We start from the raw sequence: 13,883 nt of genomic DNA, 5'->3' as shown, positions 1-13,883 counted from the left end.
TTTAGTATAATTTTCTTTGTTTAATATATACAAAAATGCATATTCTATATATGAAGCCAAAAATATTTAATTATGTATAAGAAGGAGGAATAGAATATGCGTGGTAAATTTGTGACAGGAGCTTTAGTAGGAGCTGCTTTAGGGATGATGTTAGTTCCAGGAATGGATAGAACAACAAGAAAAAGAATAAAAAGAACTGCAAAGTATATGAAGAATATGGCAGAGGATGCTTATGATAACATGAGAGATAAAATGATGTAGGAAACAATTGTACATTAAAATATTATAATGTTGTAACATATATGTATCGTTTTTTAGACACCTAAAAATTTTAATAACGATTAAAATTGCGTATTATGAAATTTATATAAATTCTATAATACGCAATTTTTTTTGCTTAATAAAGCATAAATGGAAAAGATAAATACCATATATAATGATAATAATATAGTTAAATTAAAAATTTTTGTGTTATCATTAAAAAATATGTTATAATGATATGTGTAATTTGAAAAAGTTTAATATGGTTAAAATTTTTAACCACAAATTACAAAATGTATTATAAAAAATAATCATTGTAAAATTTTTTTACTTTGCTGTATTTTTTAGTTATGTAGTAAATGTTCAAAAATCTTAAAAACTCATTTGTTTATACAAATGTAGTGTATGGATTAATAATTGTAGACAAACTGAATTAAAAATAGGTTCTACTTCAGACATATACTTATAATAATATATGTCTAAATTTTTCCCGAATGTTTATGTATGCATAAATATATGTGTAATAAAGGAAGAGTGAGTTTATGGAGATATTGTCTTTAGGAGAAAAAATAAAAAGAAGAAGAAAAGATCTTAATATGACGCTTAAAGATTTAGCAGGGGATAGAATTACTCCGGGACAAATTAGTCTCGTAGAGTCTGGAAAATCAAATCCTAGTATGGATTTGCTTGAGTATCTTGCTAGTGCGCTTAATACTTCTATAGAATACCTTATGGAATCAGAGGAGACACAGGCAGAAAAGATATGTACCTATTTTGAAAATATAGCAGAATCTTATATAATAAATGAAGATTTAAATCAAGGTGAAGAGTACATAGAAAAAGCTTTATATTATGCGGAAAAGTATAATTTAGAATATAGAAAAGCAAAAAATTTATATCTTAGAGGCGTTATATACATGATTAAAGAAGAATATGCTTTGTCACAGCAGTTTTTTCTTTCCTCTAATGTAATATTTATAAAAAATAATAATTATGAAGAAACCATTAAAACATTTGTAAATCTTGGAGAAATAACGATAAAGTTAAAAGCTTATCATTCTTCTTGCAGCTATTTTCAACAAGCAGAAAGTGTATATAATGAAAATGATATAGGAAATGACTTTTTACTTGGACAAATATATTATAATATAGCTTGTGTTTATTTTAAGCTGGAAAATACAGAAAAGGCTATGAATTATTCTTATTTAGCAAAAGAAAAATTTAGACAGATGGATAATAAAAAAGAATATGCTAAGATATTATTATTATTGTCTGAAGAGTATAATAAAAAAGGTGATATAGATAATGCCATAAAATACTCTAGAAAAACTCTAAATGTGTATAGGGAAATTAATGATGTTACACATATTGCGAAAATAGAGAATAGTCTTGGAAAGTTATTCTATGAGTTTGGTAATTTAGAGGAATCTTTTATACATTTAAACAAAGCGAGAGAATTAAAGGTAAAGATTAAAGATTCTAGTATTGTGGAAACTTTAGTAAGTATATGTGAAAATTATATAAAACTTAAAGATATAGAAAATGCTAAAATGATGCTTAAAAATATAATGGATAGCATTGAAGATGGCAGTGATAGAATTTTAATACATTATTATCTACTTAAATATAGAATAGATATGTTGGAATCTAACTTAACTGATGCAGAAAATACTTTACTTATGGCATTAAGTTTTGTTAGGAATATGGATTACACTAAGGAAATTGCTGAAATAAGTATTATGGTTGGTAAGTTTTATATGGACAACAATAGAGAGAATGAGGCTGCTAGGTATTTAAATGAAGGCGTGGAAACTTTTAGAAGACTTGGAATATTAAAAGACTCTTAGTGTGAATAGGTGAGAATTATGGAGATACTTTCTACAGGTGAAAAGATTAAAAGATCTAGGACATATAAAGGATACACCTTAAAAGATTTATGTGGGGATAAGATATCGGTCTCAAAAATGAGCTGTATTGAAAATGATAAAATTAAACCTGAAGATTGGATATTGGAATTTATAGCAGAAAAACTTCAGATTGATGCATCATATTTAAAACAGGATATTAAATCTCAAGTAGTAAAAAATATTAGGGATGTATATAAAAATGGATACTCAGATGAATATGAAAGTGTATTAGAATATAACTTAAAGTTTGCAGAGCAATATTTTTATTTTGATGTATCTTTTGAGATAATGCATTTATTGTTTAATTATTATTTAGATAAAAATAAAATTGAAAAAATACAGCTTATAATATCTAAGTATTATGATTACTGGAAAAAATGTTTTACAGAAGAAAATGGTGTAATGTATTACATGGATATAGCTAGATTTTTTTATAGTACAAAAGAATTTTCTCAAGCTGCTAATTATTATAGCAATGTAAGAGAAGTTTCTAAAAAAAACAAAGATTATGCTTTGTTGGCAAGGGCAACTTATAATGAGGCAGCCTGTTATGTAATGTTAGAGGATTATGAAACAGCGTATGAAATAGCTGTAAATCTTACAAAGTTAGTTAATTATATAGAAAATGATATAAAAAAAGCAGAAGCTTATCATATGCTTGCTATACTATGTCTTAGACGAAATAATATGGATAACTTTAACGAGTATGAACAAAAGTCTTATGACTTATATGACGATAACTTAGCTCATAAGTCTCAAGCAATATATAATTGTGCTGTAGTAATGTTTAGTTTAAACATTAAGGATAAGGCAATAAGTTACGTAAATAAAGCATTAGAATGTTATCCTAAGGATAACAAGAAAGACTTAGTTAAGTTTATGTTAATGAGCATAGATAAGTTAATTGAAAATAATGTGTTAGATAAAGCGCAAACAGTTTGCAATGAAGCTGTAAATTGTGCTATAACTTTAAACGATATAACTTTTATAGAAAGAGCATATTATTATAAATCATTGATTTTGGAAAAGGGAGGAGATCTTACATCTGCAGAAATGTATATGAACTTATCTCTGGATGCATTGTTGAAGTTTGCTAGTAACAATGAGATATATAGAAGGTATATGGAAATGGGTGATATGTACTATAGGATGCATAATGTAAGAGAATCCATAAAGTATTTTAATTTTGCTATTAATTTAGAAAAAAAGATGTAGTGTTTAATAAAAAATCATCCCTAATATTGAGGATGATTTTTTTATACTTAAAATTAATAATTTTGTAATAACTATTATTACAACTTATATTGAATAGTTAGTAAAATTGATTATAATAGGAGTTAAAAGGAACAATGATAATAGAGTGTTTTGCGAGATAAACATAATGTTTAAGTTATGACATTTTAATAGGAGGTTATTTTATGGATATAGAAAAGTTAACTATAAAAGTTCAGAAAGCTTTAAATGAAGCTCAATTAGTGGCTGTTAGGCATAACCACCAGCAAATAGATACTATCCATCTTTTGGAAGCTTTAGTATCTCAGGAAGATGGGCTTATTCCTAATATATTTAGTAAAATGGGAGTAGACATAAAGTTACTAAGAGATGAAATAAGCAAGGTTTTAGATACAATGCCAAAGGTTCTAGGGGAAGGGGCTCAAAATTCATCTCTTTATGCAACTAGAAGATTTGAAGACGTCTTTGCAAAAGCAGAAAAGGAAGCTAAAAAGTTTAAAGACTCTTATATAAGTGTAGAACATGTAATGCTTGGAATTATGGATGTGGACTCTAAAGAAGTAAAAGGGATATTAAATAAATTTAATATTACTAAAGACGCTTTCTTAAGTGTCTTATCTCAGGTTAGAGGAAATCAAAGAGTTGAAACTCAAGATCCAGAAGGTACTTATGAGGCACTAGTAAAGTACGGTAGAAATTTAGTAGAGGAAGCTAAAAAGCATAAATTAGATCCTGTTATAGGAAGAGATGATGAAATTAGAAGGACTGTAAGAATACTTTCTAGAAGAACTAAAAATAATCCTGTACTTATAGGAGAACCTGGAGTTGGTAAAACTGCTATAGTGGAGGGTTTAGCGGAGAGAATTGTAAAAGGAGATGTACCAGAAGGGCTTAAAAATAAAATAATATTTTCTTTAGACATGGGAGCTCTCATTGCAGGAGCAAAGTTTAGAGGAGAATTTGAAGAAAGACTCAAGGCAGTATTGAAAGAGGTAGAAAACAGCGAAGGAAGGATAATTCTTTTTATAGATGAGATTCACACTATAGTTGGAGCGGGAAAAACAGAAGGTTCTATGGATGCAGGAAATCTTATAAAACCAATGCTTGCCAGAGGAGAACTTCACTGTATAGGGGCAACTACTTTTGATGAGTATAGAAAATATATAGAGAAAGATAAAGCACTAGAGAGAAGATTTCAACCTGTAGTGATAGATGAGCCTACGGTGGAGGATTCTATATCAATACTTAGAGGGCTTAAAGAAAGATTTGAAATATATCATGGTATAAGAATTCATGATTCAGCTATTATTGCAGCATCAAAGCTTTCGGACAGGTATATAACAGACAGATATTTGCCAGATAAAGCAATAGATCTTATCGATGAAGCTTGTGCTATGATAAGAACAGAGATAGATAGCATGCCTACAGAAATGGATATGGTAAAACGTAAAATATTTCAGTTAGAAATTGAAAAAGAAGCATTATCTAAGGAAAAAGACAATGCTTCTATGGAAAGACTTAAATTCTTGGAAAAAGAATTAAGTAATCTAAAAGATAGAGATAATGAAATGACAGCCAAATATGAAAAAGAAAAATCTCAGATAACTGAAATTAGAAATTTAAAAGAGCAATTAGATAATGCTAGAGGAGATATTGAAAAAGCTGAAAGAGAATATGATTTAAATAAAGTAGCAGAGCTTAAGTATGGATTAATACCAAGGCTTGAAGCTTCAATAAAGGAAAAAGAGAAAATACTGAAAGAAAATAATCAAGGGGCTATGCTTAAAGAAGAGGTAACAGAGCAGGAAATTTCACAGATAATTTCAAATTGGACTGGAATACCTATATCTAAACTTGTAGAAGGTGAGCGAAAAAAACTTTTAAGATTAGAAAGTGAACTTTCACAGAGAGTAATTGGACAAAAAGAAGCTGTAACAGCTGTGTCCAATGCAGTTATTAGAGCAAGAGCTGGTATGAAGGACCCTAAAAGACCAATAGGATCATTTATATTTCTTGGACCTACAGGAGTTGGAAAAACAGAATTGGCTAAAACTTTAGCTAGAACCTTATTTGATAGTGAGGAAAACATAATAAGAATAGATATGTCAGAGTATATGGAGAAGTATTCTGTATCTAGACTTATAGGAGCTCCTCCAGGATATGTAGGGTATGAAGAAGGTGGTCAGCTTACAGAGGCTGTAAGAAGAAAACCTTATAGTGTAATACTATTTGATGAAATAGAAAAAGCTCATGAGGATGTGTTTAATATATTTCTTCAAATATTAGATGATGGAAGGCTTACAGATAATCAAGGAAAACTTGTAGATTTTAAAAATTGTATAATAATTATGACTTCAAATATTGGAAGTGGTTATTTATTAGAGAATACAGAAAGCACAGGAATAGAGCAGCATATTAGAGACAGAGTTATGAATGAAATGAAGTTAAAGTTTAAACCAGAGTTTTTAAATAGGTTGGATGACATTATATTGTTTAAACCTTTATCAACATCAGAAATAAAAGGTATAATAGAAATATTTCTTGAAGATATAAGAAAAAGATTAAAAGACAAAAACATATCTCTTAAAATAACGGAAACTGCTAAAGAACTTATGGCAAAAGAAGGATATGATCCAGTGTATGGTGCAAGACCTTTAAAAAGGTATATTGAAAATACATTAGAAACAGCTATTGCAAAGAAAATTATCAGTGGTGATGTATATGAAGGGTGTACCATAGGTGTTGATGTGAAAAGTGATGAAATTATTATTGAAAATATAAAAGGCAGTATACAATAATATGGCGAAGCTATATTTAAAATGTAGTTTGAAAAATTTAATATAATTTTAATTTAAAAGCTGTGAAATATAGGTTTAATACCTTAATTTCACAGCTTTTATTTATGATGGTAATATTATATTGCGTATCGTTAAAAATGAAACGAAAAGATGCAATTCTGCAACTCGGTTTTCTGAAAATTATAAACATATAAACTATAAGCAACAATCGGCATAGTGGCATAGGCCTGTTGCTGATATGCATTGTGTTGTGATTTTGCAACATAATTATATTACATATTATCAATAAAATGGAAGAAATGTTAATATTTTAACTATCTCAATACTTACAGAATATTTTAAAAAGATATATGTTAAAAAATCAATATCATTGGCACGGCTTTTGCTAATAATAAATGGCATAAGGGGTGATTATCTTGGAATATAAAAATATAAAATTAGAGAAGGAAAATCATATTGGTATATTAACTATTAATAGACCTAAAGCTTTAAATGCATTAAATAGTGATGTATTAAATGAGATTAACCAAGGTATTGACGACATAAAAAATGATGATAGTGTTTATGTACTTATACTTACAGGGGAAGGTAAAGCTTTTGTAGCTGGAGCTGACATAGCAGAAATGAAAGACAAAACTCCAGAACAGGCAAGAAAATTTGCTGAGTTAGGTTTGGGCATATTTAGGAAAATAGAACTTATGGAGAAACCTGTTATTGCAGCAGTTAATGGTTTTGCATTAGGTGGTGGCTGCGAGTTATCCTTGAGTTGTGATATGCGTATAGCTTCAGAAAAAGCTAAATTTGGACAACCGGAAGTTGGACTAGGAATTATACCTGGATTTGCAGGAACTCAAAGACTTTCTAGATTAATAGGAACAGGAAAAGCAAAAGAATTAATATATACAGCAGATATTATTAAGGCTGAAGAAGCTGAAAAAATAGGACTTGTTAATAAAGTAGTTGCACCTGAAGAATTAATGAATGAAGCAAAGGCATTAGCAGAAAAAATTGCTTCAAAGGCACAGGCAGCTATAAGATATTCAAAAATAGCTATAAATAAAGGTTTTGAAACTGATATTGATACAGGAATGACAATTGAAAATGACTTATTCAGTTTATGCTTTGCAACAGAAGATCAAAAAGAAGGAATGGGTGCTTTCTTAGAAAAAAGGAAACCAAACTTTACATTAAAATAAACTAAAAAATTATTATTTGGGGGTATAAGATATGAAGGTATTTGTATTAGGAGCAGGAACAATGGGATCAGGAATTGTCCAAACATTTGCTCAATCAGGTCATGAAGTAGTAATGAGAGATATTGAAGATAGATTTGTTGAAAAAGGAATTTCAAATATTACTAAAAATCTTGATAGAAGTGTTAAAAAAGGAAAAATGACTGAAGAAGTTAAAAATGAAATTCTTGGTAGAATAAAACCTACTACAGATATGAGTTTAGCAAAGGATGCAGATCTTGTAGTAGAAGCTGCAATAGAAAATATGTCTATTAAAAAGAAAATTTTTGCTGAGTTAGATGGAATTTGTAAGAAAGAAGCAGTACTTGCTTCAAATACATCATCTTTATCAATTACTGAAGTAGCAAGTGCTACAAATAGACCAGATAAAGTTATAGGAATGCATTTCTTTAATCCAGTTCCAGTAATGAAATTGGTAGAAGTTATAAAGGGAATTTGTACTTCAGAAGAAACTAAAAATAAAATAGTTGAAATAGCTAAAGAAATTGGAAAAGAGCCAGTAGAAGTAGAAGAAGCTCCAGGATTTGTAGTTAACAGAATACTTGTTCCTATGATAAATGAAGCAGCTGGAATTTTGGCTGATGGAGTTGCTAAAGCAGAAGATATTGACTTAGCAATGAAGTTAGGTGCTAATCATCCAATGGGACCTTTAGCTTTAGCAGATTTAATTGGTATTGATGTATGCTTAGCTGTTATGGATGTTTTATATACAGAATTTGGTGATTCAAAATACAGACCTCATCCATTACTTAGAAAAATGGTAAGAGGAAAATTATTAGGAAGAAAAACTGGCAAAGGATTTTATGACTATACAAAGTAATAAAGCCGTATAAATAGATTTCATAATTGTACAAAATAAGAATTTTAGGAGGAATTAACATGAGAGAAGTAGTTATAGTTAGCGCAGTTAGAACTGCTATAGGTAAATTTGGAGGAGCATTAAAAGATGTAACAACTGTTGATTTAGGAGCTACTGTCATTAAAGAAGCTGTAAAAAGAGCAGGAATAAAACCAGAACAAGTTGGAGAAGTAATGATGGGTTGTGTATATCAAGCAGGACTTGGACAAAACGCAGCTAGACAAGCATCAGTTCAAGCTGGTATTCCAGTAGAAGTTCCAGCTATGACAGTAAACATACTTTGTGGTTCAGGACTTAGAAGTATAAGCTTAGCAGCACAAATAATAAAAACAGGTGATGAAGATATTATAGTTGCTGGTGGAATGGAAAACATGTCAAGAACACCATATGTACTTCAATCAGGAAGATGGGGACAAAGAATGGGAGCAACAGAAATGCAAGATTCTTTACTTCATGATGGTCTATTTGATGCATTTAATAATTACCATATGGGAATGACTGCTGAAAATATAGCAGATCAATGGCATATAACAAGAGAAGAACAAGATGCTTTTTCAGTAGATTCTCAAAATAAAGCAGAAGCAGCAATAAAAGCAGGAAAATTTAAAGATGAAATAGTTCCTATAGTTATTAAAACTAGAAAAGGTGAGGTAGTATTTGATACTGATGAAGGACCTAGACCAGGAACAACAATGGAAGCATTAGCTAAATTAAAACCAGCTTTCAAAAAAGGTGGAACAGTTACAGCAGGAAATGCTTCAGGAATAAATGACGCAGCATCAGCTCTAGTACTTATGAGTGCTGATAAAGCAAAAGAATTAGGATTAAAGCCAATGGCTAAAATAGTATCTTATGGAACAAAAGGATTAGATCCAGCTATAATGGGCTATGGTCCATTCTATGCTACTAAATTAGCTTTAGAAAGAGCTAATTTAACAGTAGATGATCTAGATTTAATAGAAGCAAATGAAGCTTTTGCATCTCAAAGTATAGCAGTAGCAAGAGACTTGAAATTTGATATGAAGAAAGTAAATGTAAACGGAGGAGCTGTAGCATTAGGTCATCCAGTAGGATGTTCAGGAGCTAGAATTTTAACTACACTTTTATATGAAATGCAAAGAAGAGATGCTAAAAGAGGATTAGCAACTTTATGTATAGGCGGAGGAATGGGAACAGCCGTAATAGTTGAAAAATGTTAATTAAAAAAATTAAAGAGTGGGAGCTTGAGACCTCTACCGGCTTGAGACTTTAAAACTTATTTAATTTTAAAATATGTAGCTAAAGTTATTTTTAACTTTAGCTACATATTTAAAGAAATGTGTACTATTGAATTAAATAAAATAGATTTAGGAGGACTTTTTATGGATTTTACATTGACAAAGGAACAGGAATTTGTAAAACAAATGGTAAGTGAATTTGCTGAAAATGAAGTTAAACCTTTAGCAGCAGAAATAGATGAAACAGAAAGATATCCACTAGAAACTGTAAAGAAAATGGCTAAGTACGGAATGATGGGAATGCCTATTGCTAAAGAGTACGGTGGAGCTGGTGGAGATACACTTTCATATATATTAGCGGTAGAAGAATTAGCAAAAGTATGTGCAACAACATCAACTATACTTTCAGCACATACTTCTCTTTGCGCATGTGTAATACAACAATTCGGTACAGAAGAACAAAAACAAAAGTACTTAGCACCTCTTGCAAGGGGAGAGAAAATAGGAGCATTTGGTTTAACTGAACCAAATGCAGGTACAGATTCATCAGCACAACAAAGTCAGGCTATTTTAGATGGTGATCATTATGTATTAAACGGACAGAAAATATTCATAACAAATGGTGCTTATGCTGATATATTTATAGTATTTGCTATGACAGATAGAAGTAAAGGAAATAAGGGAATATCAGGTTTCATTTTAGAAAAAGGAATGCCAGGTTTCTCATTTGGAAAAGTTGAAAATAAAATGGGAATAAGAGCATCATCAACAACAGAACTTGTATTTGAAGATGTTAAAGTACCAGTAGAAAACCTAATAGGAAAAGAAGGGAAAGGATTCCCTATAGCAATGAAAACTCTTGATGGAGGAAGAATTGGTATAGCAGCACAAGCATTAGGACTTGCTGAAGGTGCTTTAGATGAAGCTATAAAATATATGAAAGAAAGAAAACAATTTGGAAAATCACTTAGCAGATTCCAGGGCTTAGCTTGGATGGTAGCTGAAATGGACGTAAAAATTGAAGCTGCAAGAAACTTAGTATATAAGGCAGCAATGAAAAAAGAAAAGGGACTTCCTTTTACAATAGATGCTGCAAGAGCAAAATTATTTGCTGCAGATACTGCTATGGAGGTAACAACTAAGGCAGTACAGTTATTCGGTGGATATGGATATACTAAGGACTATCCAGTAGAAAGAATGATGAGGGATGCCAAGATAACAGAAATATATGAAGGAACATCTCAAGTTCAAAAAATGGTTATATCAGGAAGCAGATTAAGATAGGAGGTTTTTTAAATGAATATAGTTGTTTGCTTAAAACAAGTACCAGATACAACAGAAGTTAAAATAGATCCAAAGACAGGAACATTAATAAGAGAAGGTGTTCCATCAATAATAAATCCAGATGATAAAAATGCTTTAGAAGAAGCATTAGTATTAAAAGAGAATGCAGGAGCTAAGATTACAGTAATAAGTATGGGACCACCACAGGCAGAAGTAGCTTTAAGAGAAGCTTTGGCTATGGGAGCAGATGAAGCTATACTAATAACAGATAGAGCATTTGCAGGAGCAGATACTTTAGCAACATCACATGCACTTGCAGGAGCATTAAAAAAATTAGATTACGATATAATTTTTGCAGGAAGACAAGCAATAGATGGAGATACGGCACAGGTTGGACCAGAAATAGCTGAACATCTAGGAATACCTCAAATAACATATGTAGAAAAGGTAGATATTGAGGGAGATAAAATAAAGGTTAAAAAAGCATGGGAAGATGGATATGAGACTTTAACTGTAAAGGCACCAGTACTTTTAACAGCAATAAAAGAGTTAAATGTACCAAGATATATGCATATGAAAAATATATTTAATGTATTTAAACAAGAAGTAAAAGTATGGACTGCAAATGACATAGGTGTAGACAAATCTCTTTTAGGATTATCAGGATCACCAACAAAGGTAAAGAAATCAGCAACAAAGGAAGCAAAAGGTGCAGGAGAAGTTGTAAATAAACCATTTAAAGAAGCAGCAGCTTATGCGGTTTCAAAATTAAAAGAAAAACACTATGTATAAATTAGGAGGTTTTTTAGCATGAATATAGCAGATTATAAGGGCGTATGGGTATTTGCTGAACAGAGAGATGGAAAGCTACAAAAAGTGGCATTAGAACTTATAGGAAAAGGCAAAGAGTTAGCAGATAAATTAGGAACAGAAGTAACAGCATTATTACTTGGAAGTGAAGCTGATGAAATAGCAAAAGAATTAGTAGCATATGGAGCAGATAAAGTAATATATGCAGACAGCCCATTATTAAAACATTATACAACAGATGGATATGCAAAAATTATATGTGACCTGGTACATGAAAGAAAACCAGAAGCAATACTTGTAGGAGCAACATATATAGGAAGAGATTTAGGACCAAGAGTTTCAGCAAGACTTTCAACAGGACTTACAGCCGATTGTACAGGTTTAGATATAGATGCAGAAACAAAACATCTTCAAATGACAAGACCAGCATTTGGAGGAAACTTGATGGCAACAATAGAATGCTCAGAAAATAGACCACAAATGTCAACAGTAAGACCTGGAGTATTTGAAAAATTACAAAAAGATACATCAAGAAAAGGCAAAATAGAAAAAATAAGTGCTGATTTAAAAGAAACAGATATAAGAGTAAAAGTAGATGAAGTAGTTAAAATAGCAAAAGATATTATGGATATAGGAGAAGCTAAGTTCATAGTATCAGGTGGAAGAGGAATAGGAAACAAGGAAGGCTTTGCTACATTAAAAGAATTAGCGGATGTTCTTGGAGGAGCAGTAGCAGGATCAAGACCAGCAGTAGAAAATGGATGGATCGACAAGTCATGTCAGGTAGGACAAACAGGGCAAACAGTTAAACCTACAGTGTATATAGCTTGTGGAATATCAGGAGCAATTCAACATTTGGCAGGAATGCAGGATAGTGATTATATTATAGCTATAAATAAAGATGAGAGTTCTGCAATAATGAAAATAGCAGATCTAGCTATAGTAGGAGATTATAAGAAGGTTATACCAGAAATGGTATCTCAAATAAATGCCTTAAATAACTAATACTTATTAAACACTCACTTCAGATTATAGATAAAAAATTTCGTATATAAGTTTGTGAAAACTTATATACGGAGTTTTTTATTTTTTGAATTAAATATAATTATATAGTATAATTGATACAAAATATAAATAATTGCATTTTATACAATTATTTATATTTTATTTTAATATTACTAAAATGTATAGGGATTAGGAGGTTACATTATATCATGGAAATTCATAAGTTAATGAACAACTCCTTTTCTAGTTTGAATGATGTAGAAATGGAGTTAGAGTGTACTAAGTTTAAATTAAAAGAATTACAGGATATTATTGAAGGCTCTAATGATGGTATTTACGTTACAGATAAGTATGCTAATACTATATTAGTAAACAAGAGTTGGGAAAAAATCACGGGTATGAATAGAGAAGAAGTGCTCAAAAAAAATACGGCGGTTTTAGAAAAAAGCGGATATATGTCAAAGTCTGCAAGTCTTATAGTTTTAAGAGAGAAAAAAGGTATAACAATTGAACAAAAGTTGAAGACAGGCAAAACAGTGTTAGTTTCCAGTAATCCTATACTTGATACAGAAGGAAACGTAACTATGGTAGTTACAAGTGTAAGGGATATTACGGAACTGTATGAATTAAAAGAGCAAATAGAAAAAGATGAAGAAATTTCTCATAAAGAGCATTATAAACCGAACAATATAAAAAGTGATCTTTTAAATTTTTCAGATATTGTAGTAGAAGATGAAAATATGATTAACGTTTTAGAAATGGCCCAAAAAGTAGCAAAGGTAGATACTACGGTGCTTTTACTTGGAGAGACAGGTGTAGGTAAAGAAGAGGTTGCTAAGTATATACATAGAAATAGTACAAGGTGTAATAAGAATTTTATAAAGGTAAATTGTGGTGCTATTCCTGAACACCTTATGGAATCAGAATTTTTTGGTTATGAAAAAGGAGCTTTTACCGGTGCTAATAAAGAAGGCAAAATTGGATTATTTGAAATGTGCAATAATGGAAACCTATTTTTGGATGAAGTAGGTGAACTGCCATTAGATATGCAGGTTAAACTTCTTAGAGTACTTCAAGAGAGCGAAATTACAAGGGTAGGCGGAACTAAAACCATTAAAATAGATGTAAAAATTATAGCAGCAACTAATAGAGATTTGAAAGATATGGTAGATAAAAAGCTTTTTAGGGAAGATTTGTATTATCGTTTAAATGTGATACCAATTACGGTATTACCATTAAGAGAAAGAAGAAAAGAT

11 protein-coding genes are annotated in these 13,883 nt (G+C 30.5%); all 11 read left to right on the top strand.

The window, feature by feature from the left end; all coding sequences use genetic code 11:
* Nucleotides 1-96: 96 nt before the first annotated feature.
* Nucleotides 97-261, top strand: coding sequence for a YtxH domain-containing protein (locus HBE96_RS20905; protein WP_169299640.1), 165 nt, complete (start codon nt 97-99; stop codon nt 259-261).
* A 542-nt stretch (nt 262-803) separates the two neighbouring features.
* Nucleotides 804-2,108: a helix-turn-helix transcriptional regulator gene (locus HBE96_RS20900; RefSeq protein ID WP_169299639.1), complete on the top strand. Its 1,305-nt coding sequence runs from the start codon at nt 804-806 to the stop codon at nt 2,106-2,108.
* Between the two features lie 18 nt (nt 2,109-2,126).
* A complete protein-coding gene (locus HBE96_RS20895; protein WP_169299638.1) occupies nt 2,127-3,383 on the top strand; it encodes a helix-turn-helix domain-containing protein in 1,257 nt (418 codons plus the stop codon).
* Nucleotides 3,384-3,586: 203 nt separating this feature from the next.
* Nucleotides 3,587-6,199: an ATP-dependent chaperone ClpB gene (gene clpB, locus HBE96_RS20890; protein ID WP_169299637.1), complete on the top strand. Its 2,613-nt coding sequence runs from the start codon at nt 3,587-3,589 to the stop codon at nt 6,197-6,199.
* Nucleotides 6,200-6,615: 416 nt separating this feature from the next.
* Entirely contained in the window at nt 6,616-7,395 is a 780-nt protein-coding gene (locus tag HBE96_RS20885) for a short-chain-enoyl-CoA hydratase (protein ID WP_169299636.1), read from the top strand.
* Nucleotides 7,396-7,426: 31 nt separating this feature from the next.
* A complete protein-coding gene (locus HBE96_RS20880) occupies nt 7,427-8,272 on the top strand; it encodes a 3-hydroxybutyryl-CoA dehydrogenase (RefSeq protein ID WP_169299635.1) in 846 nt (281 codons plus the stop codon).
* 59 nt (nt 8,273-8,331) lie between these two features.
* Nucleotides 8,332-9,510 carry an acetyl-CoA C-acetyltransferase gene (locus tag HBE96_RS20875; RefSeq protein ID WP_169299634.1) on the top strand — a complete coding sequence of 393 codons (1,179 nt, stop codon included), beginning with the start codon at nt 8,332-8,334 and terminating at the stop codon, nt 9,508-9,510.
* A gap of 162 nt (nt 9,511-9,672) precedes the next feature.
* On the top strand, nt 9,673-10,812 hold the full coding sequence (locus HBE96_RS20870; protein WP_169299633.1) for an acyl-CoA dehydrogenase: 1,140 nt from the start codon (nt 9,673-9,675) through the stop codon (nt 10,810-10,812).
* A gap of 12 nt (nt 10,813-10,824) precedes the next feature.
* Nucleotides 10,825-11,604, top strand: a complete 780-nt coding sequence (locus tag HBE96_RS20865; protein WP_169299632.1) for an electron transfer flavoprotein subunit beta/FixA family protein — start codon at nt 10,825-10,827, stop codon at nt 11,602-11,604.
* 18 nt (nt 11,605-11,622) lie between these two features.
* Nucleotides 11,623-12,627, top strand: coding sequence for an electron transfer flavoprotein subunit alpha/FixB family protein (locus HBE96_RS20860; protein ID WP_169299631.1), 1,005 nt, complete (start codon nt 11,623-11,625; stop codon nt 12,625-12,627).
* Between the two features lie 209 nt (nt 12,628-12,836).
* Nucleotides 12,837-13,883 (top strand): sigma-54 interaction domain-containing protein (locus HBE96_RS20855; protein WP_169299630.1); only part of this gene is annotated, 1,047 nt, incomplete at its 3' end.

This window comes from Clostridium muellerianum (assembly GCF_012926525.1).
Lineage (GTDB): Bacteria > Bacillota > Clostridia > Clostridiales > Clostridiaceae > Clostridium_AM > Clostridium_AM muellerianum.
The sequence above is the reverse complement of the archived record's forward strand: the minus strand, read 5'-3'. Positions and strand labels throughout refer to the sequence as shown.

Bases quoted from the DNA above. Each gene is read 5' to 3' on its own strand.
- HBE96_RS20880 (WP_169299635.1), top strand. From the start codon at position 7,427: ATGAAGGTATTTGTATTAGGAGCAGGAACAATGGGATCAGGAATTGTC.
- HBE96_RS20860 (WP_169299631.1), top strand. From the start codon at position 11,623: ATGAATATAGCAGATTATAAGGGCGTATGGGTATTTGCTGAACAGAGA.
- HBE96_RS20900 (WP_169299639.1), top strand. From the start codon at position 804: ATGGAGATATTGTCTTTAGGAGAAAAAATAAAAAGAAGAAGAAAAGAT.
- HBE96_RS20895 (WP_169299638.1), top strand. From the start codon at position 2,127: ATGGAGATACTTTCTACAGGTGAAAAGATTAAAAGATCTAGGACATAT.
- clpB (WP_169299637.1), top strand. From the start codon at position 3,587: ATGGATATAGAAAAGTTAACTATAAAAGTTCAGAAAGCTTTAAATGAA.
- HBE96_RS20870 (WP_169299633.1), top strand. From the start codon at position 9,673: ATGGATTTTACATTGACAAAGGAACAGGAATTTGTAAAACAAATGGTA.
- HBE96_RS20905 (WP_169299640.1), top strand. From the start codon at position 97: ATGCGTGGTAAATTTGTGACAGGAGCTTTAGTAGGAGCTGCTTTAGGG.
- HBE96_RS20875 (WP_169299634.1), top strand. From the start codon at position 8,332: ATGAGAGAAGTAGTTATAGTTAGCGCAGTTAGAACTGCTATAGGTAAA.
- HBE96_RS20865 (WP_169299632.1), top strand. From the start codon at position 10,825: ATGAATATAGTTGTTTGCTTAAAACAAGTACCAGATACAACAGAAGTT.